This is a genomic window from Fluviicola taffensis DSM 16823 (genome assembly GCF_943372375.1).
In the GTDB taxonomy this organism is placed as follows: Bacteria; Bacteroidota; Bacteroidia; order Flavobacteriales_D; family Crocinitomicaceae; genus Fluviicola; species Fluviicola taffensis_A.
Genome location: NZ_CALRYJ010000001.1, coordinates 489,443 through 515,712 on the forward strand (window position 1 = coordinate 489,443; position 26,270 = coordinate 515,712).

Consider the following 26,270-nt stretch of genomic DNA (forward strand, 5'->3'; position numbering starts at 1 on the left):
GTAAAATTGGTTAAATTATCTTCCTCCTTTCTCTTTCAGATCCTTCAAACAATTCGAATCAAACGTTGGAATTGGTGAATTGCCAATCAGGTTTGAAAACAAGCTTCCAGTCTCAGCTTCCCAATACATCAGACAATCAGAATTAATGCAGTGGGATCCATTTGCGGCGTCCTGGTGAGGATGATACATTTCCGTTCCATTATTTACCAAGCCAAGTATGTGTCCAAATTCATGATTGATGACTGTTGTTTCCAATTTATACAATTCCGGTTCTCCGAATCCACCCGAGTTATCCTTTAGGGATTTTTCATAAATCACCATGGAAGTATTGTAATATGCCTGTCCTAAAACCATGGATGAACCTTGATTCTCACTTGACGGGCCATCCAAAAACAGGAAACAGATCGCCAGATCTTTCCTATACGTAAATTCCTCCCGGTATTCATTTTCAATTGACACCACATCATCAATGGAATAACTGCTTTTCACCTGAGGAGAAATCTCACGGAAAATAAACCGAACTCCATCCGGTTTATTGCATTGAGCAGAAATAAGCTGTTTTAAATTGTCGATCGCCAAATCAGTCGGTTTAAATCCCGTCATGAAGATTATTTCGACCGTCAGGGATTTATAATCCTTATCCGAAAGGATCCCGAAAGCGGAATATCCGACATCCTGTCGATGAAACTTTTCAATGCGTCGTTTACTGTCCTTCTTGCAGCCAAACGATACCGCTAAGATGAAAATCAAAAAGAAAAAAGAAATCAATCGGTTCATACCAAGTCGTTTTAACTAAGATACCATTTTTATTTATACCAATCAAACAAGTAAGAGCACACCCTTATCTTCACAGAAAAAAGAGCTTAACCAATTGATTTACAAAATGAAACAGGGTTCGTTTTTTCTTCCTGAATTCAACCGGATCAATTCCGGAGCCAAGCGTTTTACAGATAGAAAACCAAGTTTTAACATGAAAGTGTATCTTTGATACCCACAAACCTTTTTTCATGAAAGAAAAGAATGCTGAACTAATTCAGAAACGCGAAGCTGCCCAATTGGGTGGCGGACAAGCAAGAATTGATAAACAACATGCTCAAGGAAAACTAAGCGCAAGAGAACGAATCACTTTACTGATGGATGAAGGCTCATTCCAGGAAATTGGAATGTTTGTGGAGCATCGTGCTACTTCATTTGGATTGGATAAGACAAAAAGCCCCGGTGACGGAGTCATTACGGGATTTGGGACCATTCATGGAAGAGTGGTGTATGCTTTTTCACAGGATTTCACCGTTCTCGGAGGTTCTCTTTCTGAAACTCACGCTCAAAAAATCTGCAAGGTATTGGACTTAGCCATGAAAAATGGTACACCGGTTATCGGATTGAATGATTCGGGTGGTGCCAGAATCCAGGAAGGGGTCGTTTCATTAGCAGGTTATGCGGATATTTTCTATCGCAATACACGCGCTTCAGGAGCAATTCCTCAGATTTCAGTGATCATGGGACCTTGTGCCGGTGGTGCTGTTTATTCACCTGCCCTGACAGACTTCGTTTTCATGGTGGAAGATACTTCGTATATGTTCGTTACCGGACCAAGTGTTGTAAAAACAGTAACGCACGAAGAAGTAAGCTCGGAAGATCTGGGTGGAGCGAAAGCACATGCTGAAAAATCGGGAGTGACTCATTTCACTGCGGCAAATGATGTCGAATGTTTGAGAAAAGTACGTGAGTTGATGACTTATATTCCGCAAAATGCAATGGAATTGGCTCCTCAATTTGAAACTGCTTTGTTTGCCAAAGAAAAATTGAATCGCATCCAACACATTGTACCTGAGAATTCAAACCTTCCATACGATATCCGTGAAATCGTTGATTGCTTGATTGACGACGATACATTCCGTGAAGTACAGGCTGATTTTGCACCTAACATCGTAGTTGGATTTGCCCGTTTGGACGGAAGATCTATTGGAATCGTTGCGAACCAACCGGCTTCAATGGCTGGAGTTCTGGATATTGACTCTTCCAGAAAAGGAGCGCGTTTCGTTCGTTTTTGCGATTCATTCAATATCCCATTATTGGTATTGGAAGACGTTCCGGGTTTCCTTCCGGGAACTGATCAGGAATGGCGTGGAATCATCACACATGGTGCGAAACTCTTGTATGCATTCTCAGAAGCTACCGTTCCAAGAATTACTGTAATTACACGCAAGGCATACGGTGGTGCATTCGACGTAATGAACTCAAAAAATATCGGCGCAGATTTGAACTACGCCTGGCCAACCGGTGAAATTGCGGTAATGGGAGCAAAAGGTGCTGCGGAAATCATCTTCAAATCAGAAATCGCTGCTGCAGAAGACAAGGAAGCAAAATGGAAAGAGAAAGAAGCGGAATACGCTGAACTCTTCGCCAATCCTTATCGCGCAGCTGAAAGAGGTATCGTTGATGCGGTTATCTTACCGGAGGAAACGAGAAGCATCTTAATTGCCGCTTTCAAATCCTTGGAGAAAAAATCCGAAACATTGCCAAAGAAAAAACACGGGAATATTCCATTATAAAAAAACGAGTAAGGGTGGAAAATTTTCCACCCTTACTCGTTTTTAAAGAGTTTCTCTTAGATCCCTCACCTGAATCTGCAAAGTCGTTCGGTTTTGCCAGATATTTGATTCCAGGGTGAATGCGCAATCGAAGGCACATCCTGAAGCAATCAAATCGGCTTTATCAGCCATATTGAATCCGATCGCAGAAAGTTCGATTCCGGAAAGAGGATCCACCAAATCAAACTTCAAATGCGCTTCCTTTAAGATCCGCTGTTTGCTTGCATAGGCATTTCGGATACAAAAAACCGGCTTATCATTTCCCGGACCAAAAGGTTCCATCTGCTCCAACATTCGATAAATCCGCGGAACCTGATGTGCCGATTCACCGGAAAGGAATAAATTCGAAGCAGCAATTTCCAAATCAATCACCAAGTCCTCCACCTCATCCAAGGGTTGAATATTCTCCTGAACATATGCATCAAAATGCTCCCGGAACAAAGTAATGTTCTCCAAAGGCAAAGTCAGACCGGCAGCGTGCTGATGTCCGCCATACTGTGTCAACAGATGTTCGCAGGAAGTAATTGCTTCGTATACATTGAAGCCGGAAACCGAACGTGCGGAACCGGTTGCTTCTCCCTTGCTCTCAGTCAAGACAATGGTTGGACGGTAATGATGTTCTATCAATCTCGAAGCAACAATTCCAACAACTCCTTTATGCCAATCCGATTGAAAGACAACGGTTGATTTCCGATTGCTGAAAAGTTCGTCCTGTGCGATGATCTCGAGGGCTTCCTGGGTGGTTTGCGCATCCAGAATACGTCTTTCCGAATTGTATTCATCTATTTCCAAAGCTATTTTCTTCGCTTCTTCTTTCGATTCAGCCAACAATAACTCAACTGCTCTTGAACCACTTTTCAACCGACCTGCCGCATTGATCCTGGGAGCAATCGTAAAAACCACATTCGACAAATCGAGGGGAAACGAACGTTGTGCCTGTTCAACCAAAGCCAAAATTCCGGCACGGGGGTTTTCATTCATGCGCTGAATCCCGTGTTTACACAAAATCCGATTCTCACCCGTAACCGGAACAATATCCGCCCCGATAGCAATCGCTACCAGATCCAGGTAGTTATACAGCTTTTCTATATCTTTCCCTGTCTTCGAAAACCAAGCCTGAAGCAGTTTAAACCCTACTCCACAGCCACATAATTCCTTGAACGGATATTCACAACCGGTTTGCTTCGGGTCCAGAACGATGCAATCCGGGATCTCGGATCCGGGATTATGGTGGTCGCAAATGATGATGTCCAATCCTTTTTCATTGGCGTATTTTACTTTCTCCACTTCCTTGATTCCACAATCCAAAGCAATCAGAAGCTTACATCCTTTCTCCAAAGCAGTATCGATTCCTTTGTAAGACAATCCATATCCTTCTTCGTAGCGATCCGGTATGTAAAAATCAACGGAAGCGAATTCTTTCAAAACACTGTAAACCAAAGCCACTGAAGTCGTTCCATCCACATCGTAATCTCCGAAAATCAGGATCCGCTCTTTTGTTTCAATCGCTTTATCCAATCGTTCAACCGCCCTACTCATGTTCAACATCAGCAATGGATCGTGCAGATCGGTTATTTCCGGGGTAAAAAATGAACGAATTTGCGGCAGAGTTGTAAGATTTCTTTGAGTCAATAAGGATGCCATAATCGGACTCACTTTTAAGTCGTTAATCATGGCTTGAATTTTTTCAGAAGATGGCATTTGTTTGATAAACCAGTGTTTTTGCATAAATTTCCGTTTTCTAATATAAGTTATGAAAAAAGTTCTTCTTGTTTTTAGTCTGTTGCTACATTTTTTGAGTTTTTCCCAAAAAACAGTTCAGTTTTCAGATCCGCTTCCTTTTGGAAGCAGTTCCCAACCAACTACGGATAAAATTCACTTTGGAAAATACAAAAGTAGCGATTCACAGGTGACTTATGTAATTGATGAAAAAGGCATTTCAATTGTGACCGTTGCAATTGCGAGCATCACCAGGGAACAAGTTCGTGAATCGTCCAAATTACAAGTCAGAGGGAACTATATCTTCGGAATAAAAGCCAATGATTCCCTTCCTTGCGTATTGGAGGGAGAGAATTATTATTACGGAATCGAGTCAAAACTCATGATTGCAGGCGAAGGTTCCCTGAATACGTTTACAAAAATAAACACCAATAAATACATCATCAATTTTCATGAAGGAACTTATTTTGAACCTAGTATTGTCACATTCGCGGGTGGAAAAATGACCATTATTCACAGTGAATTGGATTACCAACCTTTATTTCAGTCCATTTTACAAGTGAGTACTATTACGCGATATGGTTCTGAAGTAGCCATCCTTGCTCCTACTTTTGAACAATGGGAACGATTGGAAGCAACATTGTTTACAGGGAAAAAATTGATCTACACAAAGGAATAAGTAACCTTACTACTTTCTTCTTAAGCGTTGAAAAAATGATTTCTTACTAGTTTCTTCTTCATAATAAGTGTAATAATACCCTCCCTTAATTTGCTTTGCCGAATTCAAAACGATATACAATCGCTTTAGTTTTCCGTCCTTATTTAGTTGCGTAACCAGATTCAACATACGTCTATCCAATAAATTTACACGAACCAAAAAGAGTGTCACATCACATAAATCATTGGTGATCATAGCATCTGCAACCAATCCTATAGGTGCATTATCCAAAATAATTACATCGTATTCCAAACGCAACATTTCAAGTAATTCTTTTAGTCTTCCTGACATCAATAATTCACTTGGATTCGGAGGAATGCTTCCGGAATTAATGACAGAAACCTCATGTCCATTCCGTTCAACTACCGAAATCATACTTTTCCAATCTATTTCAGAGTTCGATAAATAATTAGATAATCCAACCTTGCTTTCCAGATTCAGATAATCCCCTAACCGTGGCTTTCTCAAATCCATTCCTAAGAGCAAGACTTTTTTACCAATCGCTGCATAAATGTATGCCAGATTAATAGACGTAAACGTTTTCCCCTCCGAACCCAAAGTTGAAGTGATGGAAATAACTTTACCTCCCGAAGCTTTCTCCAATGGTAGAATAAAAGACAATCCTGCGCGCAAAGCCCGGAAAGATTCGGCAATGGCGGAATGCGGTTTGTTCAACACAATGGCTTCTTCCTTGTCTTTAAACTCAGGAAGCTCAGCAAGCACATTCAATCCGAATTTTTCGATATCCAATCTGTTTTTCACTTTGCGGTTCAGCAAATCAATCAAATAAATGATCAGGATTGGGAACAGCAATCCGATGAAGAAAGAAGCTAAGAAAATAACTTTCGGTTTGGGAGAAATTGGCTCTTCTGAACTGAATGCCTTATCAACCACTTGCATATTGTCTACCGTTGCTGCTAAAGAAATTTCATTTTCCTCTCGTTTTTGAAGTAAAAACAAATACAAAGTCTCCTTGATCTGCTGTTGTCTTAGAATATCCCGGTATTCTCTTTCATACTTAGGAATGTCTTGTATTTTCGACTGATAAAGACCTTCTTCACTCTTCAGTTTATTCAACTTGAAATCGAGAGATCTATTCAGATTTCTTAAACTAAGTTCCAGAGAAGATCGCATATTCGACAATTGCGATTCCAAACGTGCAATTCCAGGATTTTTTGCACCGGAAACAGATGCCAATTGATTGCGTTCCAAAACCAATTTATTATACTGATTGGTCATTTCTATGATTGAAACATCCTCCAGACCGAGATTTGTAGGCAGCAAGTGGTCAAAACCATCTTCCTTATCTAAAAAATCAATCATGAAATCGACAATATTCTTTTCGATGGTTTTATCAATCACCTGTTTTTCAATATCGCTTTCCTTTTCCAGGTAAGAGGCAGCATCAGAAGTAACATCAATCAGATGATACTGTGATTTATACTTTTCCCCTTCCATTTCAACATCAGTAAGTTCGGAAGCAATATACTTCATTCTGTCATTGATAAAATCCGTTGTATTCCGAACTATTTCATTTTTTTTCAAAATGGTATTTTCCTCATGTTCAGCAATCAACCTATTTAGAATGACGTTGTTTTTATATCTTTCATTTCCACGAATTCGAAGCACTATGAGATTCGCCTCTTTACTCGCCAAACTGACAGAGAACGATTGTTGAACCCGGCTAACAGCTCTATTAAAAGGAGTCAATGTAACCCGAATTGTTTTTCCAATCCATAATTTATCAAAACGATCCGTCTTCTTTATACTGATTTCACCAAATTTGGTTGATAAAACTCCTCCAAACCAGTGAATCCCATTTTTCACCCCCAAAGCATCTTTAATTTGAAAGGTTGATTTGGAACTAATTTCTACTTCAAAAATCAAGTTACCCTCCAAAAAAGCACTATCAGAATGAACCGGAGCTACATCTATCGGATTATCATCAAATAATTCAGATCTAACGAATCCGGTCTTGGTGCCTAAATTTTCATAGCGCCAGTTCAATCTTAAATCAGAAACCACCTTTTCCATTAAGGTGCGCGACTTAAACAATTCTATTTCATCTTCCAATACACTGCCCTCATTTGTTAGACCGACATCTTTCAACATGCTCAGTTCAGCTGAACCAGATGATAAATCATTCCGTTCAATTAACACCGTTGCCGTACTTTCATAAACGGGAAACTTGTAGTGAATGTATAAATAGGCAAAGAATAACGAAAGAATAACGGATACTATGAACCACCAGAAATGCCTCAAATACTTATCAACCAATTCACGAATATCCAACTTATGTTCCATCTCTTTCATGGAACCGGTTTCTTGATTTCTTTTTTCCATTTAGCGGGTAATAAGTATAATCGTAGTAATGACTAAAGAGGTCAGTGAAATAAAAATAGCACCTGTTGTTTTCCATAGAGTTCCTTCAGATCTGGCAGCTACATTCGGTTCAACATATACCACGTCATTTTGTTTCAGATAGTATGCTGGAGATGAAAAGAGCTCTTTTTTTGTCATATCAACACGATATTCTCGCTTAATTCCGCAAGAATCCCTTATAACCAACACATTCTTTCGAACCCCTGACATTTTCATATCCCCCGATAATCCGATTGCTTCAATCAACGTAATTCGCTCATTTGGAATCTTAAAGGTTCCGGGATTCTTCACATCACCAAGCACTGTGATTTTAAAATTTTGAATTTGAATCTGGACAGTCGGGTTTTTCAAATATCCATTTAAAAGGGTATGAATGGTGTCTACCAACTCCGTTCTGGATTTACCAGCCACTTTCATTTTTCCAAGTATAGGCAGATTAATCTCTCCCCTTGAATCTACCAGGTAACCGTATGGAACCGAATTTCCCGTGGTATATCCGTTATTTGTGGTTGAAGTTTGTTGAGGCAGATTAAAGGCCATTGCTGATTCCGGATCTTCGGCGGTTATTATTATTGAAAGGAAATCATCTGTTTCAAATACCGGAGTAAAATGATAAGCGACAGAATCTGCGGATGACCCTTCCTGGAAATAGACCATCTTCTTCCTGGTTCCGCATGAACTTAAAAAAACAAACGGTAATCCGCACACCAATAAAATTAAACTCCTCTTACAGGATCTATTGCAGTAGTTTTTCATTAAATAGATTATTTATGCACTCTTTAAAATCAGGAGTTTGATCCCCATGTTACACTCCATTTTCACTTGTTAAATTAAAAACTGAAGGATTAATTCTCTCTTTTTTCGATCTGGGTAGATTTGATCCTTCCTGTTTACGATTGATTTGTTTCTCCAGCTTTAAACAATAAAATGTCATGAGGATTAACAAACACAATATAAGAAAAATCACTGCGTATATTGAAAACTCCTGAAGAATAAAAAGAATAATTCCCAAAAAAAAGACATTAAAACCCGCAATTAAAAAACTTGCTCTCCGATGGGATAATTTGAATGCATCAATTAACAAGTGATGGAAATGATCCCGATTTGCAGAAAAAGGACTTTTACCCTTTAGTATGCGCATTATAAACACTCTTGCAGCATCGTAAATAGGTACAATCAGAAGTCCTAACAAAACCAACGGTTTACAGGATGAATCAAAAGGCAATTGATTCAATGCACTTTCATCCGCAGCCATTAAACGCATAGTCATAAAAGCAATAATAAATCCTACTTGCAAAGAGCCTGTGTCTCCCATGAAGATCTTTTTGTATTTGGATAAATTGAACCATAAGAAACCGATTAAAATTCCAATCATTGAAATGGCAGAAAGAAACATAAATTTAAGATCTATGGTTTTAAAAACAACAGCAAAAAAGATAAAAATGATAATGGCAATAGATCCTGCCAACCCATCAATTCCATCGATCAAATTAAATGAATTAATAATCCCCAACATCACGATTAAGCTAATCAAAATCCCCAGCCAAAATGGGAGTTCATAAATTCCCAAAAAACCATGAAAGTTATGAATGACGAACTGAGAATTAAGCAAAACAAATGAACAAGCCAGAACCTGGCCCAACAATTTTGCTTTGGGTGACAAAACCATTAAATCATCTTTTAAACCCATAAAAAAAAGAACGGTCAACCCGGGAAGAATAGACATTGAAACATGAAAATGATCATAATAATTGTTGAAAGACAACGATATGACAAAGACAATAAAAAATGCAATTCCACCAAGACTTGGTGTTGCAACAAAATGCGAACTTCTTTTGTTTGGTTTATCCATTAAGTGCTTAACCTGCACTACGGAAATGATTTTAGGGATCAAATAAAATGTGGACAAAAGACATCCGGTAAACAACGCTAAACAATAGTAAAAAAACATCTTTACTGCTTTAGAAATTAAACAATTAACTTAACCCTTACGCTGTTAATTAATGTCAATTATTTCCTCTTCACTAAGTTGTAGTGATTTACTCTAAGCAATCTTTAATTAGCTAAATGTTGTAGTACGCAATTTATTTTTTTGTCATTCAAAATGTAATTTTCATTTCTACCCGGCGATTCTTTTGTCGCCCTTCTTCTGTTTCATTATTTGCAATTGGTTTTAAACTTCCGAAAAACTGTGTTTCAATTCTTTCTGAAGCAATTCCTCTTTTCACTAAATAGTCCTTTACTGCCTCAGCTCGTTCTTGTGATAAAACCAAGTTTTCTTCCTGATTTCCAATATTATCAGTATGTCCGGAAATCTGTAGCTTCCAATCCTGTTTTTGCTTCAATAAAGAAGCAAGTGCATCCAGGGATTCATTGGAAGTTAATAAAATAGTTGACTCATTATATGCAAACTCTAAACTATTGAATGCCGTGGTGATAATATCCCGCTCTTTGTTCTCCATTTTAGGGCTACTAACACTTTCCGTTGGTGCTTTATCCAAGTTATCTGTATCCCCTCTTTCCGGGATAGCTACGCCAAAAGCATCTACTTTGCTACCTGCAGGAGTTGCCAATTCTTTATCCAAATAATTCGGAATACCGTCCAAATCACCATCACCATGCATCTCCTCCAATTTTTCCAATCGTTTTTTCAGGTCTCTAATTTCTGCATTTTCAGCCGGGGTCGATTTATCAAAATACCAGTCTGCATGTTCCTTTGCTTTTCCTAAATTGACCTGTAGCCCTAATGTTAAGGTTCCGATAAAGGCATCCATCCCACGGATGTTCATGGACTCATTCATATCAATCGTATACTTTCGATGCATGTGTTTAATACCGGTAGCATCTAATTTAATCGTAAAACGATTATTGATTTTAAAAATCGGAGATACCCCAATCATTAAATTAACCATATTTCTTCCTTTCTCAAATGGAGAAAGATTATCATTACCCATGGTAGAATAACCCGCACCGGCATGAACCTGAAGACCAATGTGTTTGGTCCACTCATGAAATTCCAATATATGATGCAGATTTGCAACTCCTTGGAGAGAAAATCTAAAATAATTCGTTCTGAATGGTAAACTGTTGTTTCCTTTCCAGGAAGAACTATTCTTAAAAAGATCGTATTCCGCATCCAACTTTACCCCAATATGCCTATTTGCCATAAAGCGACCACCCAACTGTACATTTGAAAGATCAAGCAAATTGGTAGAGTATCCGGGGCTATAAGGTCCGACAGCGTTGCTAAACCCTCCTAAGAGTTCCAACGACCACCTATTGTAAATAGGTTTCTTTTCAACTATTGCGGTTTGTGAATACAAAACTATCGTTTTGGCAAAGACAAACGCGCAAATTAAACTTCCCATTCTAATTGGGCCCACGCACATAATCAATCTTCTCATCAGAATAATGGTTTTCTTAGTTACAAGTTAAACAAAATTAACTCAACAAATGAACAATTCAAGTTTATTAGTGAAAATTTGTAACTTTTTATCTATACAGTAAAGTTATTATGTGTTATTGACCAGTTATACTTAGTAAATGACCGGTTATTCCAGATAAAGTGCAAATTTCCCGTTGGAAAAACCTGTTCTGTTCCTTTATTTTCGCGAAAAGTTTACTCAATGAAGCATTCATATTTTTGAATTCAACTCCTATAATAGTGCTTCTTTCACTAAAGAATTAACCCTCAAAGATCCCATTGATTCTATGGCGATAGGATCGACAGATGATTTGTATTCAACTTTTTCAAAAAACGGGAATCCTCAAAAAACGGAAACAAGTTGAAGTCAATAGAATTAGGTTTCTAGAAAAATTAACACCCAACATATCTGATATTTCCTTAATTTTGCAACAAATTAGTATGTTATGAAATTAGGTGCAACAGAAATTATTTTAATCCTTGCTGTGGTTCTTTTATTATTCGGAGGGAAAAAAATTCCAGAACTAATGAAAGGTCTAGGAAAAGGGATCAAAGAATTCAAAGACGCTAGTAAAGGCGAAGAGGGTTCTTCCGCTCCAACAACTACAGAAGAGAAAAAATAGATTAAGCCAATCCATTCTACATGTATAAAACATTTTCGGAAGTTAAAGTTGCACTCTCCGCAGGGAAATCTGTGGAGAGTATCGTGCTTTCTTACTTAGAGCAAATTGAAAAGAATAAAGATCTGAATGCATTTCTGGAAGTATTTACAGAAAGTGCTTTGGATCAGGCTCGTTTGGTGGATCAGAAATTGACTTCCGGAAAGGCAGGTAGATTGGCCGGAATGGTTATCGGATTAAAGGATAACATTTGTTACGAAGGTCATGCAGTAAGTGCGAGTTCTAAAATCCTGGCAGGATTTGAATCACTTTACTCCGCAACCGTTGTTGAAAGACTCCTGGCAGAAGATGCCATTATTATCGGTCGTTTGAATTGCGATGAATTCGCGATGGGAAGTTCGAATGAAAATTCCGCTTTCGGTCCGGTGAAAAACAATTTGAGACCTACCCATGTTCCGGGAGGTTCATCCGGAGGTTCAGCTGTTTCTGTTTCTGCAGGAATGTGCACCGTGGCCTTGGGATCTGATACAGGAGGTTCAATCAGACAACCTGCTTCGTTTACCGGAACGCTAGGTTTCAAACCAACTTACGGAAGAGTAAGTCGGTACGGTCTTATTGCCTATGCTTCTTCATTCGATCAGATCGGTCCATTCGCAAACAGTTTGGAAGACCTGGTTCTGGTGATGGAAATCATGGCCGGAAAAGACCCGATGGATGCAACAAGCTCTTCCAAACCGCTTGGTTTTTCTACGGAAATTCCGGCTATCGGAAAAAAGAAAATTGCTTATTTGAAAGAAGCGCTCGAAAACGAAAGTATGGATCCCGAGGTACGTGAAATGATGGAAAAAACCATCTCGGATTTGCGTGCACTTGGTCATACGGTTGAAGGAGTCAGCTTCCCCTATTTAGAATATTTGGTTCCGACCTATTACGTATTAACAACTGCCGAAGCTTCTTCCAATCTTTCCCGATTCGATGGAGTTCATTACGGTTACCAATCTCCGAAAGCAAAAGGAGTTGAGCAAACGTATTCCCTTTCCCGTTCGGAAGGATTCGGAGCGGAAGTGAAAAGACGCATCATGGCTGGTACATTCGTATTGTCTCACGGATATTACGATGCCTATTACACAAAAGGAATGAAGGTCCGAAGAGTTTTGAAAAACAAGACCAAAGAGATTTTTAATCAATTTGACCTGATGATCTTACCGACAACGCCATCTACTGCATTTGAATTCGGATCCATCAACGACCCGATCCAGATGTATTTACAAGATATTTTTACCGTACACGCAAACTTGACTGGAAATCCGGCGATTGCAATTCCTAATGGAACACACAGCAATGGATTACCCATGAGTTTACAAATTATGGCTGATGATTTCAATGAAGAAGCAATCTTCTCATTGGCTGATCAAATCATAAAAAATTAAATCCCATTTGCCTATGAAACGATTCGGAACAGTACTTCTTTTGCTTTTTATCACGTTGTTGAATACCCAGAATTCATTCGCACAACGCAGAACCAAACCACCAGTTAAGGACACCGTTACTGGAGAAGTATTTATCCGAATAGTAGATCAAAGTCTGAGTCTTTACTACGATGATTTTGCAAAGGGTATGAACTACGACTCAATCGTAGATGCATTGGACTATGAAGCAGGGACAATTCCATCGTTTACTGATGAAGATTATTGCAAAAGACTCGCTAAACTGAACGAAGTATCAACCTTTGGCTTTGATTGCAACAACGTTTCGCTTTCCACCATCAAGTTTTTCGCCCAAAACAGAAGAAATTTTGCCCGGGTCGTTTTGGGTCGTGGTCGTTTGTATTTTGACCTATACGAAGAAAAACTGGCAGAATATGGACTTCCATTGGAGTTGAAATACCTTTCAGTGATCGAAAGCGGTTTGAGACCACAGGTCAAATCCCGTGCAGGAGCACTTGGCTTATGGCAATTCATGTATGCAACCGGAAAGCAATATGGCTTGAAAGAGAATTCATACATGGACGAACGCATGGATCCAGTGAAATCAACGGATGCTGCTTGTCGCTACCTTAAAAAACTATACAATATCTACGGAGACTGGAATTTGGCTTTAGCTGCTTACAATGCAGGACCGGGAAATGTCAACAAAGCGATTCGTCGTTCCGGAGGAAAAAGAACCTATTGGGAAGTAAGACCTTATTTACCGCGTGAAACACAAGGATATGTTCCGAATTTCATTGCGGCTACTTATCTGCTTACTTATCATGCGGAACACAACCTGCTTCCGGCGGAACCGAAAATCCATTTCTATCAATTGGATACCCTTTGCCTGAACAGGGGGATTCACATGCAAACCATTGAAAAATTAGTTTCCTGGTCGGTTGAGGATATCCAGAGTTTAAATCCTGTTTATAAGACTTCTTATATTCCTCCCACATTTCCAAAGCAATGTGTAACGGGTCCGCTTCAAAAAATTGGCCTATTGGTCAGCCTGGAAGATTCGCTCTACGTTTTGGAGCAGCGCATTTACGGTTCCGGTGGTTATACTCCACTTCCAACGGATGTGGCAATTGACCCTCAAAACGACCAGCTGGTTGTTTCAAATCCGATAAACAGTAAAATAGACGTTCCAAAGACGAAAGTCATCACAACGATCAATTATACCTACCACAAGGTAAAGACCGGTGAAAGTTTAGGAAGTATCGCTGCACAGTACAATGTTTCCATTCAGGAGTTAATGGATTGGAATGATTTGACGACAGCCAGGATTACGGTAAACCAATTGCTGAAAATCCAAACCAAGGTGAGTACAACGGTTGAAAACGAGGCTTATTTGGAAGCAGTTGAAGACAGTATTCAAAATTCAAATCCCGTTAAAGTTGTTCCTCCGGTTCAAACTCCTGTTGTTGCAAAAAAATACTACTCCATTCGAAGCGGAGACACGTTTTCCAGAATTGCTTCAAAACACGGTTTGACGATGAATCAATTGTCTCGTTTAAATCCGGGAATATCACCAAGCCGCATTCGCGTAGGTCAACGTTTACGTGTAAAATAAACCACTTATGAATTCGCTTGCTGTTGTCATCATCACTTTAAACGAAGAGCGAAACATTGAGCGTTGCTTAAAATCCATTCGTGATCTGGCAGATGAGATCATTGTTCTCGATGCATTTTCTTCTGATAAAACAGCAGAAATTTGTGCAAAGTACGGTGTCCGTTTCGAGCAAAGAGCCTGGGAAGGTTATTCGGCAAGCAAAAACTATTTGAACAGCCTCGTTTCTTCGGATTACATTCTTTCTCTTGACGCAGACGAAGCCTTGAGCGAAGAATTGTATGACGAAATCAAATCAGAGAAAATAACCGGTTTTTCCGGAACTTATTGCGTAAATCGTCTGACGAACTACATGGGGAAATGGATCCGTCACAGTGGCTGGTATCCGGACATCAAACCTCGTTTGTTCCCAAAGGAAGGATCTTATTGGTCGGGTGAATACGTTCATGAAGAATTGGTCCACCCACCTTCCAATCTCCAGGTATTCAAAGGTGTTCTGGAACATTATTCCTATTACTCCTACGAAGATCACCGGGCCAGAGCTGATAAATACTCGCTTCTTACAGCGAAGAAATTTCATGCAAAAGGAAAAAAGGTCGGACCATTGAAACCCGCAATTAGTGCTTTGGGTCGTTTTGTTGCCATGTATTTTATTAAATTAGGGTTTCTGGACGGTTGGAAAGGATTCAAGATCGCACAGATAAGCGCCCAATCCAACATTTTGAAATACAAAGAACTAAGAAGACTGAATCGTGAAGGAAAGTAAAAATTGGAACGGAAAACACATTGCAATTAGTCGCGTGGACAGTATTGGTGACGTGCTTTTGACACTTCCTGTCACTGCATGGCTGAAAGAGCAATTTCCAACTTGCCGCATTACCTTTTTCTGCAAAAACTATACAGCGCCGATTGTAAAATACTACACTGCGATTGATGACATCGTGAAGGTTGATGATCTGTTCACCTTGCCGAAAAGCGAACAGGCAGATGCGATTGAAAGCTTGAACATCGATGCAGTAGTGCACGTATTTCCCAAAAAGGAATTGGCGAAGGTTTTCAAGAAGGCAAAGGTACCCATGCGAATCGGAACATCACACCGTATTTTCCATTTGAATACCTGCAATGTCAGACCCAATTTTACCCGGAAAAATTCTCCCTTGCATGAGTCGCAATTGAACTTTGAGTTGCTACGACCTTTCGGACTTAGTGAAATACCAACCTTCGAACAGGTCAATGCATACACTTCTCAATTTGTAAGTGAAAAACAGGAACTACCAGAAGACTTTCAAGGACTTTTGGAAAAGAAATACATTATTCTTCACCCGAAATCTCAGGGAAGCGCCAGGGAATGGCCGATGGAAAAATACACCAAATTAGCCAAAGAGTTAATCGTAAAAGGATACGATGTTGTTTTTACAGGAACGGAAGGGGAAGGAAAGTTATTTCGAAAGGAAATTCCAAAAGATGTGATGTGTCACGATTCCACCGGAAAGTTGAGCATAGACCAATTGATCTGGTTAATTAAAAATGCTTCCGGTTTGGTAGCTTGTAGCACAGGACCTTTACACATTGCCGGATTCCTGAACACCAAAGCGATTGGATTGTTTTCTCCCAGAATTCCGATCCATCCGGGAAGATGGAGACCACTTGGAAAGCAATCTGTGGCACTTGTTTTCGATGAAGATTGTCCTAAATGCAAAGCCAAAAAAGAGTGCAATTGCATTTCCGATATTTCAGTTGAAAAAGTCGTTAAGGAAATTCTAAACTAAATGAGGCCGGCTCTCAGCATATTGATTTATACAAATAGCTGGGTTGCTTTGTGTGTCACGAGTTTGGTATACGGAATCGGAACATATTTCCATCTCCGACATCTGGAATTGTTTGCAATCTGGAGTTTCACAGGAACCATAAGTGCTTATCAACTTCATCGGTTATTTCGTTTACGTCAACTGAAACACAGTGTTCGTTCCAATCGTCGCCTGCTTTGGATGCAAAACACCTACACTTTTCAAATTACCTGGTTCCTATTGAACTTCCTTTCTTGTTTAGTCTGTACCCTTTATATTCCTATGACGAAAGAAGTCATTGTCTTAATCGGATTGAATACATTGATTGTTTCACTTTATGCACTTCCAGTTCCACTTATTGGAAATGGACTTCGAAACATACCTTTTGCTAAAAACATTCTGATTTCAATCAGTTGGGTATTGATCGTTTTTGTTCCATTCGCTTCGGCTAAACGGCTGGATTTGATTCCTTGGGAAATTCCAACGCTTCTTTTCATCGCTGCCTTTGCTCAGATCATCCCATTCGATAGCCGTGATATTCCACATGATCGCAAATCGTTATTTACCATTCCTCAGCTAATTGGAACCCAAAACGCAAAATATGTCGGGTTCTTTCTTCTGGTAATTGCACTTGTTCTCCAAATGAGTTTATTAGGTTTTCATTGGCTTCTTCCGTTCACTTTATTTTGCGGAGCTATCGGTCATCTCATCTCTTTCAAGGTCGGTTATCAATTGCGTTTGGAATTTATATGGGATTTGCCGCTGGGATTGATGGGGCTTTGGTTCTTACTGAAATGAATTTCTATTTTCGGTTCAATCACTCTATTTTTTAACCATTATTTAATCGCTTCTTCTGCAAGTGGAAACACACTTGAATTACCTTCGAAGTGTACAAAAAATAATTCCACTATGAAAAAATTGGTTACTTATGCAGCAGCTCTTCTGCTGACAACTATGAGCACTTCTTTCGCTCAGAACAACACCCAACAGGATCTTGACAACGCGATCCAAACCGCTGAAAACATCCCTCAGGATGTACAAAATGCCTCAAATGCAATCGACAGGCTTGTTTATGAATTGAATATAAGCAGTACCCCAGATGCAGATGCTTTTTACAACGATTTGTTTGTACTGGTCAATCAGATTCAGAATAATGCGGATGACATTGATTACTTCATGAGTCTTGCGCACGATGAAAGCACGGTGCCTTTTTCAACTGCATCAGTAAATGGACTTACAGCACAATTGGTTGTGTTAAATGACGATGTAATCACACTTACCAATCAAATCAAAGATGCAGTAGTTGAAAACCGTTACAGTGATGCGAATTCCCTAATCCCGGGATTACGCAATGCTATTGCTGCTCAAGCTGATGTGGCTACCGATATTATTTCCGAAATTGAGGCGATTAAACTAGCGACAACCGTTTATACCGTAGAAATCCGTCTTGTAGATGCACAGGGAAACCCAACTTCTACCAATGACTTACAGGGATATTACGCATACAACGAGGCAACAAGCGAATACATTTACCCTGAAGATGAGCGTGGTTACAGTACAGAATTCTTTTTCCTGCCGGCTGGAACCTATACATTCGATTCATTTAACGGATATTGGAGCGGAACAGGTTCAAATACCGTGACACTTTCCAATGCGCTGGTTAATGAAGATGGTGTAATCATTGTAGACCTTGTTCTTTGGTCTGAATAAGAATTGGGCATTTAAAGAATTTACCAATAAATGGCGGCAGATCTCTGTCGCCATTTCTATTTTAATCCTCGATTTTTGGATTTGCTCTTTTCAATCTTTAACCTAACTTTGTCTCAAAATTAAGATACCGTTAATGGCAACAATAGCAACTTACGATTTTCAAAACAAGCGCGCGTTGGTACGTGTGGATTTCAATGTTCCTTTGAACAAGGAAACCTTAGAAGTAACAGATGATACGCGAATCCGCGCAGCTTTGCCAACGATCAAACATATTTTGGAGCATGGCGGAAGTGTTGTTTTGATGTCGCATCTGGGAAGACCGAAGGAAGGTCCGGAAGACAAATTCTCCTTGCGCCATATCAAAAACCGAATTGAGGAATTATTGGGGAAAACCATCAAGTTCTCTTCCGATTGTATCGGATCAAGCGCTTTTGAAATGAGTAAAGCCTTGAAACCCGGAGAAGTCTTGTTATTGGAAAACGTGCGTTTTTACAAACAGGAAACTTCCGGAACTGAAGCTTTTGCGGCAGATTTGGCAAAGCATGGAGATTGCTATGTGAATGATGCTTTCGGAACAGCTCACCGGGCACATGCTTCCACGACCGTTGTTGCGAATTACTTTCCAAATGATAAAATGTTCGGTTTCTTATTGGAGGCTGAAATCAAAAGTGTTGACCGCGTTTTAAACAGTCATGAAAAACCATTGACTGCAATTGTAGGCGGCGCAAAAGTTTCTTCGAAAATCACCATCATTGAGCGTTTGCTTGAAAAAGTGGACAACCTGATTGTAGGTGGAGGAATGGCATATACCTTCGTGAAAGCACAAGGTGGATCTGTAGGAAGTTCGTTGGTTGAAGATGATTTCCTGACAGTTGCCAACGAAATCATTGCAAAAGCGAAAGCGAAAGGTGTCAATCTTTACATTCCCACCGATACGATCATTGCTGATAAATTTGACAATAATGCAAGTACGCAGTTGGTTCCAATCGGTGAAATTCCGGCTGGATGGATGGGATTGGACGTTGGTCCGGATTCCATTAAGGCATGTGCTGAGATCATTGAGAATTCCAAATTGATTTTGTGGAACGGTCCGATGGGTGTTTTTGAAATGAGCAATTTCCAAAAGGGAACTGCTGAAGTGGCGAAAGCAATCGTTCGTGCTACGGAAAAAGGAGCTTTTTCATTAATTGGCGGTGGTGACTCGGTTGCTGCAATCAATCAATTCGGATTAGCTGATAAAGTAAGTTACGTTTCTACCGGTGGTGGAGCCATGTTAGAATATTTAGAAGGAATTGAATTGCCGGGAATCAAGGCGATTCGATCCTAATGGAAAATAGAAACATTGAAAATCCCCAATATGTTCTGCAGGTTGGGGATTTTTTAATTTTGTTATTCATCCGGCGAACTAAAATCCTCATCTAAAAACAATGGATATTAATTTTCTTCCACCTAAGACAACTATTCTTTATTTCTTTTCCAAAATGCCTTACGTGGAATATCGACCTAATGACGATCTGTTTTTGTTCAGGGAAGGTGAATCTGAGTTCGGATTTCAACTATATTCAGGGATTACTGTTGGTTGGGCGTTTTAAATTCCTTTAAATTCAATGAGGCACCGATCCGGTTTTCTATATCTATTCTCTTTGGCAATCATAGGATTGTCAACGAATAGCTGCACCAACGAAACAGGCGTAGACGAAGCCTACAAACCGGATCATCCGATTGAATTCCCGCATGATATTCACGTCAGTAAAGGAATTGATTGCAAGTATTGCCACAATTCAGCAAATGATGGACAAAATGAAGGAATCCCCTCAGCGAATGTATGCATGAAATGCCACAAGCAAATAAAGGGAAATAAGTAGATTGGGTTATTTATCTAAAACTTTTGGAATACGGAAATAATCGGAATCCTTTTTCGGTGCATTTTTCAATGCTTCGGCTTGTGTAACGGTTACTTCCGGTACATCATCACGCAAGACATTCACTTCGTCACTCATGAAGATCAGAGGTTCCACATCATCAGTTGGAATCTCAGACAATTTACCCATAAAACCAATGATTTTGTCCAAATCCTGGCGGATAGCCACTTTATCATCTCCTTCAAAACGAAGACGTGACAGGTGTGCAATATGATCAATTGTTTCTTCTGAAATCTTTTCCATGGTGCAAAATTACAAAATTTGATTCAATCATTTCTTCATCAGGCCTCTTTCTCTTAATGGCTCGGCTAAGATGTTGAATACATAATCGGAAAGTTCAGTCTCAGTCATCTCTTTTTGCTGCTCCACGGAAATCGCATCGTGCATGTAAATCCGTGAAACTCCCGGATGTGCATATCCCAATACTTGATCCGGATCTGAAAACATGTGGTAATGGTCGATGAACGTAATGGGGATAATTGGAATACCGACGTGTTTTGAAAGCTTGAATGCACCATCCTTGAACGGAACCATTTCAGGCAGATTGTCATCCGGAATGCCTCCTTCCGGAAAAATCACGATCGACCAACCTTCCTTGATAGCAGCCTTTGCCTGGATAAAGGATTTCGCGGCTTTCATCCGATCATTGCGATAAACGGGAATATTCAATCGTTTGAAAAAGGTCTTCATCAAGGGATAACTGAGAATCTCACTCTTTCCCATAAACAGAAACCGATGGGTCGGTAAAATGGAATACATCACGAAAATGTCAAAGTAAGAAGTATGGTTCGAAACAATCAGGTATGGTCCTTTTGGCAACTTAACCCTGTTCAATCGGTGAATCCAAATGCCACAGAATATGCGAACGGTAGAACTCCAAACCACATTGATTGGAAAACTCCACTTCTTCCAACAACCGCGGGAAAGTGTGATACAAAGGAAAGGATAAAAGAATAGCAAGGTCGCAACGAAAATCAGCCCAACGTAAAATTTATATAATAAACTGAGTACTCCCAAGAACTGCTTCACCTCTCAAAAATAACGCTTCCCATCAATATTCAAATACAAAAAACAATCCTTTCATTGAATTTCTAACCTTTTCATTCTATTTAGCTGAAAGAAACCAGTAAATTCGCAAAAAACAAATTCCAATGGCACGAATTCTTACAGGTATACAAAGCACAGGGACTCCTCATTTGGGGAATTTACTCGGAGCGATTCTACCTGCAATCGAATTAGCAAAGGATCCAAAAAACGATTCCTTTCTATTCATCGCAAATCTGCATACGCTGAATCAGGTCAAAGATTCAGAAACAATGCGTGAAAACACCTATTCCACGGCTGCAGTTTGGTTGGCTTGTGGATTGGATCCCGAAAAAACAACTTTTTACAGACAAAGTGATGTTTCTGAAGTGACAGAATTGATGTGGTGTCTATTATGTTTTTATCCTTACCAAAGATTGACTCTGGCTACCAGTTTTAAAGATAAATCGGACTATTTGAGTGACGTAAATGCTGGATTGTTCACTTACCCTATTTTAATGGCCGCAGACATCCTATTGTATGATGCAGATATCGTTCCTGTTGGAAAAGATCAGTTGCAACATTTGGAAATTGCACGTGACGTTGCTGTGAAATTCAATCTGAAAATGGGTGAAACATTCGTTTTACCAGATGCCCGTATAGATGAAGTGACAAAAATTGTTCCCGGAACCGACGGAGAAAAAATGAGTAAGTCCAGAAACAATTTCCTCAATATCTTTCTCCCGGAGAAACAATTGAAGAAACAGGTAATGTCCATCGTTACAGATAGTAAAGGTTTGGAAGAACCAAAGGATCCGAACACTTGTCACATTTTCAGGTTGTATGAATTATTGGCTTCCCCTTCCGAGATTGAAACCATGCGAACAAACTATTTAGCAGGTGGTTATGGGTACGGACATGCAAAAAATTCACTTTTAGAACTTATTTTGAATAAATTTTCAACAGAAAGACAAAAATATAATGAGCTCATGGAAGATAAGTCGCAGATTGATAAAGCCTTAGAAATTGGGGCTTCCAAAGCAAGAATCATTGCTCATGAAACATTAAAACGCGTTCGCACTAAAGTTGGATACTAAAAATTTTTCTATCAGACTATACCGTTTAATCAAAAAATACTATATTTGAATCAACTTATGTTACACCAACATAAACTACTCTTATTAAACCAACATGCTGAAGCTCCACTTATGGGGCTTTTGCCTTTTTAAGAGGTAGGGTATTAAAAGATAAGTATATCACTATATTTCTCCTAAACTACCAAGGTTTGTTTTAAATGTTATTTTTGTACAACACTGCAACACGCTTACTATGTTTAAACAGTTCATTCTTATTTCCATACTAGCTGTCGGCTTCGTCGGGTGCTCGGATGATTCTGTTAATGTTGAAGACCTGAAAGCAATTGGTGGCGCCAAATATGGAGGAACGTTCCGATTCATGTCTTCGGAAAAAATTGAAACACTCATTCCACTTCAAGCCACAACCCTTTACACTCAGCGAATCACATCCCAGATATTTGACCCCATATTGCGATTGGATGCTTCGGGATCGAATGTGATTCCTTCCATTGCGGAAAGTTTCTCGGTTTCATCGGATGGAAAATCCTATACACTCAATATCCGAAAAGGCGTTTACTTTCATCCGGACGAATGTCTCGACGGAGAAGGACGCGAACTGACAGCGGATGATGTGAAATTCACTCTGGACATGTCTTGTAGCGGATTGAAAATAAATGAGGTTAGTTTCATGTTGAACGACCGTGTAGTTGGCGCATCTGCATTCAACAAGGCTACAAAAAAGCAATTCAAAGCAGGTGGTGTTTCGGGGATAAAGGTTCTCGGCAGATACAAGGTTCAAATTGATTTGAATGAGGCTTTTGCAGGTTTTGATAAATTACTGACTTACACCGGTTTTGGAATTTTCCCAAAGGAGGCGTATGATTTTTATAAGGATGAAGTCAAGAAACATCCTGTAGGAACCGGTCCTTTCATGCTGGAAGAATTTTCAGACAAGGGGATCAAATTGAAACGGAATCCGAATTACTGGGCAAAAGACCAATTCGGGAATCAACTTCCATTCCTTGCCGGAATTGACTTGAGCTATACCAAAAACAAACGCAGCGAACTCATTGCGTTCAGGGAGCGTCAAATTGACCTGGTACTGGAAATCCCTACCGACGAGGTTGACAATATTCTAGGTTCGTTGCAAGAAGCACAAGAAGGAAAAACAGTCAAACACAAGGTAGACTCCAAACAATCGTTCTCGGTCACTTTTCTGGGCATGTCACAACGCAACCCCATCTTCAAGGATGTTCGTGTAAGACAAGCCTTAAATCACGCCATAGATCGCAGAAGTTTGGTCAATCACACCTTGCAGGGAGAAGGTTATCCTGTATTGAATGGTTTCATTCCGAATACCGAGTTTTTTCCAGCCAATCGTGTAAAAGGTCCGGATTACAATGTGGCAAAGGCGAATGCACTTCTTGCCCAGGCCGGTTTTCCCAATGGACAAGGTTTTCCAGTGATGGTAATCTATGTCAGTGGAAACAAGGATGCTGCCAATCACTTACTTGCAAAGGGAATAGCAAAACAGTTGAAAGAAAACTTAGGAATCGTTGCTACAGTTGAATTGATCAATTTTGAGAAACGCAATGACTATGTAAAATCCGGGAAAGCAAACCTATGGGTTTCCGGATGGATTGCCGATTACCCGGATGGAGAAAGCTTCCTGAGCATTTTCTATGGAAAATACGCCAACCTCGATTCCGAATTCATGAACCCATTCAAGTATAAGAACGCCAAATTTGACGACTTGTATGTGCGATTGAACAAAGAGCAAAATCCGGAAAAACGCACGGACATCATGGTCGAATGCGATCAGAAAATTGTAGATGATGCAGTCGTGATTCCATTGACTAATGATGATTTCATCACCATGATTAATTCACGTATTCGAAATTTTAAGACAAATTCATTGGAGAATTTAGATTTTTCCAATATATTTATAAAAGAACCAAAAAAGGGTTCGGAATAATTTTTTACTAACTCTCAGCTTGCAAAAAAGTAAAGGCAGTCCAAGGCGGATTGCCTTTTTTGTTTTTATTGGCTTAACACAAACTCAAAATTTTCTTAACTTAGAATCAAACACTCCTCAGTAAGTTTGTCGCTTTATAAATAAACCATGGTAAAACCGCAAGAAGCAAGCCCTTCCAAAAGCAAAGCACACCCCGCAAAATATTTCAACCGTGAATTGAGTTGGCTATCGTTTAATGACCGTGTCTTACAGGAAGCATTGGATGATCAGGTTCCATTGGTGGAACGCATGCGTTTTTTAGGGATTTATTCCAACAACCTGGATGAGTTTTACCGCGTCCGTGTTGCCAATATCAAGCGGATGATTCAGGTGAATGATCAAAAAGTGGATGGATATAAAGGAACTGCAGAAGAGTTATATGAAGAAATCCGCAATGTCGTCATCAAACAACAACGGAAGTTTGAACATGCCTATGCCTCCATCCTTCATAAACTGAAACGGAAAGGAGTTAAACATTTCGATGAAACTACGGTAAACGAAAAACAAAAAATCGAATTGAAAAACTATTTTTTCTCTTCGGTAATTCACGATATTGTTCCAATACTGATTGATAAAAAAATACCCTTTCCAAGACTGCGTGATAAAGCGATTTATCTGGCTGTACGCATGGAATGGGATTATAAACGGAAAGCTCGTTTTGCGCTTATCGAAGTTCCCAATTTGGTTTCCAGATTCTATATTCTGAATTCCGAAACAGGAAAGGGAGTTATCCTGATTGACGATATTATCCGCCTTCATTTAGCAGACATTTTCCCCATCTTCTCTTTTGATACCATAGAAGCATTCACCTTCAAATTTACACGCGATGCCGAATTGAACCTGGATGACGATGTATCCATGTCTTTCATTGAAAAAATGGAAAAGAGTATCAAGCAAAGGAAAAAAGGAGAGCCTGTCCGGATGGTTTATGATCACCGCATGCCTCAGGATTTATTGGAAATGCTTATCAAGAGTCTGAATCTGACCTCGGGAATAAATACAATAGCTGGCGGGAAATACCACAATTTCAAGGATTTCATGAAATTTCCGGATTTCGGGAATACTGAATTCGTCTATTCACCTTATAAAGCAGTAGATCATCCATTATTCCACAAGCAGCAAAGTCTCATCAAGGTCATTCTTGAAAAAGACGTGCTCATGCATTATCCTTATCACCGTTTTGATCACGTCGTGGATTTATTGCGAGAAGCTGCTATCGATCCCAAGGTGTCTTCCATCAAGATCAATATTTACCGTGTCGCTCAGAATTCGCAAGTCATGAATGCATTGGTGAATGCGGTTAGAAATGGAAAGGACGTAACTGTTGTATTGGAATTACAAGCACGTTTTGATGAGGAAAACAATCTCTTTTGGTCTGAACGGATGAAAGAGGAAGGAGCCAAAGTGCTCTATGGACCGGAAGATTTGAAAATTCATTCCAAACTCATTCAGATCAAACGCATTTCCGACAAAAAAGAGCAACTGATTACTTACGTCGGAACCGGAAACTTTAATGAACGAACGGCACAAGTATATACGGATATGGGGTTAATTACCGTCAACCCTAAGATTGCTGAAGAAGTGCATCAGGTTTTTCAAATGATGGAACATAACCTGCATAACCATCATTTCAAAACATTGATCGTTTCCCCGGTCAATTCGCGCAAGAAATACGCACAGTTGATTACCAATGAAACCAAGAACGCCAAAAAAGGACTTCCCGCATTCATCCACATGAAAATCAATAACCTGGTGGATTCGGAAATGATCGATAAGTTATATGAGGCTTCCCAAAATGGCGTGAAAATCAAATTGATGATTCGTGGAATCTGTTGTTTGGTTCCCGGAATAAAGGGTTTAAGTGAGAACATTGAAATTCACAGCGTTGTTGACCGCTTCCTGGAGCATACGCGCTTCCTGATTTTTGGGAACAATAACAAACCCCTTTACTTCATCACTTCGGCAGATTGGATGGAGCGGAATTTGGATAAACGCATTGAAGTAGGAACTCCAATTTTTGACAAAGCATTAAAAGATCAGATCAACCTGGTATTTTCCATGCAATGGGGTGACCGCGAAAAAGCGAGGATCATTGATAAATATCAGAAGAACGCATACAAGGAAGCAACCGGTACTGAAGCAATTATCCGTTCACAAGTAGAACTCCAGAACTATTACCGACAGTTGGTGGAGAATTTGGGATACTAAGCTTCGACTACGCTCAGTCAGCTTAAATAAGGTCATT

General features: G+C 39.6%; 22 protein-coding genes. 14 read left to right on the top strand and 8 right to left on the bottom strand.

Features of this window, described 5'->3' with window-relative positions:
- Window positions 1-15 precede the first annotated feature (15 nt).
- Entirely contained in the window at window positions 16-777 is a 762-nt protein-coding gene (locus tag AAG807_RS02090; RefSeq protein WP_341900347.1) for a membrane metalloprotease, read from the bottom strand.
- A gap of 230 nt (window positions 778-1,007) precedes the next feature.
- Between AAG807_RS02090 and AAG807_RS02095 the strand changes: the two genes are divergently transcribed.
- Window positions 1,008-2,552, top strand: coding sequence for an acyl-CoA carboxylase subunit beta (locus AAG807_RS02095; RefSeq protein WP_341900348.1), 1,545 nt, complete (start codon window positions 1,008-1,010; stop codon window positions 2,550-2,552).
- A gap of 42 nt (window positions 2,553-2,594) precedes the next feature.
- On the opposite strand, the gene recJ is transcribed toward AAG807_RS02095, so the two are convergent.
- The gene (recJ, locus tag AAG807_RS02100; RefSeq protein ID WP_341900350.1) at window positions 2,595-4,319 is read right to left on the bottom strand and encodes a single-stranded-DNA-specific exonuclease RecJ; all 1,725 of its coding nucleotides are present in this window, start codon (window positions 4,317-4,319) and stop codon (window positions 2,595-2,597) included.
- A gap of 25 nt (window positions 4,320-4,344) precedes the next feature.
- Between recJ and AAG807_RS02105 the strand changes: the two genes are divergently transcribed.
- Complete coding sequence (locus AAG807_RS02105; protein ID WP_341900352.1) at window positions 4,345-4,989, top strand: hypothetical protein; 645 nt, start codon at window positions 4,345-4,347, stop codon at window positions 4,987-4,989.
- Between the two features lie 9 nt (window positions 4,990-4,998).
- Here AAG807_RS02105 and AAG807_RS02110 read toward each other — a convergent pair whose 3' ends face one another.
- The 4 genes from AAG807_RS02110 to AAG807_RS02125 form a co-directional block, all read right to left on the bottom strand.
- Window positions 4,999-7,371, bottom strand: coding sequence for a polysaccharide biosynthesis tyrosine autokinase (locus AAG807_RS02110; protein WP_341900353.1), 2,373 nt, complete (start codon window positions 7,369-7,371; stop codon window positions 4,999-5,001).
- Window positions 7,372-8,067: a polysaccharide biosynthesis/export family protein gene (locus AAG807_RS02115; protein WP_341900354.1), complete on the bottom strand. Its 696-nt coding sequence runs from the start codon at window positions 8,065-8,067 to the stop codon at window positions 7,372-7,374.
- Between the two features lie 148 nt (window positions 8,068-8,215).
- The gene (locus AAG807_RS02120) at window positions 8,216-9,262 is read right to left on the bottom strand and encodes an MraY family glycosyltransferase (RefSeq protein ID WP_341900355.1); all 1,047 of its coding nucleotides are present in this window, start codon (window positions 9,260-9,262) and stop codon (window positions 8,216-8,218) included.
- Between the two features lie 247 nt (window positions 9,263-9,509).
- Complete coding sequence (locus AAG807_RS02125) at window positions 9,510-10,733, bottom strand: OmpA family protein (RefSeq protein WP_341900356.1); 1,224 nt, start codon at window positions 10,731-10,733, stop codon at window positions 9,510-9,512.
- Window positions 10,734-11,280: 547 nt separating this feature from the next.
- Between AAG807_RS02125 and tatA the strand changes: the two genes are divergently transcribed.
- The 9 genes from tatA to AAG807_RS02170 all read left to right on the top strand — a co-directional run bounded on the left by tatA (window position 11,281) and on the right by AAG807_RS02170 (window position 19,855).
- Window positions 11,281-11,457, top strand: a complete 177-nt coding sequence (gene tatA, locus AAG807_RS02130) for a twin-arginine translocase TatA/TatE family subunit (RefSeq protein WP_341900358.1) — start codon at window positions 11,281-11,283, stop codon at window positions 11,455-11,457.
- A gap of 20 nt (window positions 11,458-11,477) precedes the next feature.
- Window positions 11,478-12,884, top strand: a complete 1,407-nt coding sequence (gene gatA / locus AAG807_RS02135) for an Asp-tRNA(Asn)/Glu-tRNA(Gln) amidotransferase subunit GatA (RefSeq protein WP_341900361.1) — start codon at window positions 11,478-11,480, stop codon at window positions 12,882-12,884.
- A gap of 13 nt (window positions 12,885-12,897) precedes the next feature.
- A complete protein-coding gene (locus AAG807_RS02140) occupies window positions 12,898-14,496 on the top strand; it encodes a transglycosylase SLT domain-containing protein (protein ID WP_341900362.1) in 1,599 nt (532 codons plus the stop codon).
- A 7-nt stretch (window positions 14,497-14,503) separates the two neighbouring features.
- Window positions 14,504-15,259 (top strand): glycosyltransferase family 2 protein, encoded by a 756-nt coding sequence (locus tag AAG807_RS02145; protein WP_341900364.1) that lies wholly within the window; start codon window positions 14,504-14,506, stop codon window positions 15,257-15,259.
- Window positions 15,246-16,262, top strand: a complete 1,017-nt coding sequence (locus AAG807_RS02150; protein ID WP_341900365.1) for a glycosyltransferase family 9 protein — start codon at window positions 15,246-15,248, stop codon at window positions 16,260-16,262. Before AAG807_RS02145 ends, AAG807_RS02150 begins: the two co-directional genes overlap by 14 nt.
- Complete coding sequence (locus AAG807_RS02155) at window positions 16,263-17,078, top strand: hypothetical protein (RefSeq protein ID WP_341900366.1); 816 nt, start codon at window positions 16,263-16,265, stop codon at window positions 17,076-17,078. It begins immediately after the preceding gene.
- A gap of 111 nt (window positions 17,079-17,189) precedes the next feature.
- Window positions 17,190-17,990, top strand: a complete 801-nt coding sequence (locus AAG807_RS02160; RefSeq protein ID WP_341900367.1) for a hypothetical protein — start codon at window positions 17,190-17,192, stop codon at window positions 17,988-17,990.
- Window positions 17,991-18,123: 133 nt separating this feature from the next.
- Entirely contained in the window at window positions 18,124-19,317 is a 1,194-nt protein-coding gene (locus AAG807_RS02165) for a phosphoglycerate kinase (RefSeq protein WP_341900368.1), read from the top strand.
- A 280-nt stretch (window positions 19,318-19,597) separates the two neighbouring features.
- Window positions 19,598-19,855 (top strand): cytochrome c3 family protein, encoded by a 258-nt coding sequence (locus AAG807_RS02170; protein WP_341900369.1) that lies wholly within the window; start codon window positions 19,598-19,600, stop codon window positions 19,853-19,855.
- 6 nt (window positions 19,856-19,861) lie between these two features.
- Here the strand turns inward: AAG807_RS02170 and gatC are convergent, their stop codons facing one another.
- A complete protein-coding gene (gatC, locus tag AAG807_RS02175; RefSeq protein ID WP_294859259.1) occupies window positions 19,862-20,155 on the bottom strand; it encodes an Asp-tRNA(Asn)/Glu-tRNA(Gln) amidotransferase subunit GatC in 294 nt (97 codons plus the stop codon).
- Between the two features lie 27 nt (window positions 20,156-20,182).
- On the bottom strand, window positions 20,183-20,941 hold the full coding sequence (locus AAG807_RS02180; RefSeq protein WP_341900371.1) for a lysophospholipid acyltransferase family protein: 759 nt from the start codon (window positions 20,939-20,941) through the stop codon (window positions 20,183-20,185).
- 122 nt (window positions 20,942-21,063) lie between these two features.
- Between AAG807_RS02180 and trpS the strand changes: the two genes are divergently transcribed.
- From trpS to ppk1, 3 genes are all read left to right on the top strand, one after another.
- Complete coding sequence (gene trpS, locus AAG807_RS02185; RefSeq protein WP_341900373.1) at window positions 21,064-22,032, top strand: tryptophan--tRNA ligase; 969 nt, start codon at window positions 21,064-21,066, stop codon at window positions 22,030-22,032.
- 232 nt (window positions 22,033-22,264) lie between these two features.
- Complete coding sequence (locus tag AAG807_RS02190; RefSeq protein ID WP_341900376.1) at window positions 22,265-23,986, top strand: ABC transporter substrate-binding protein; 1,722 nt, start codon at window positions 22,265-22,267, stop codon at window positions 23,984-23,986.
- 147 nt (window positions 23,987-24,133) lie between these two features.
- A complete protein-coding gene (gene ppk1, locus AAG807_RS02195; RefSeq protein WP_341900378.1) occupies window positions 24,134-26,233 on the top strand; it encodes a polyphosphate kinase 1 in 2,100 nt (699 codons plus the stop codon).
- Window positions 26,234-26,270 lie beyond the last annotated feature (37 nt).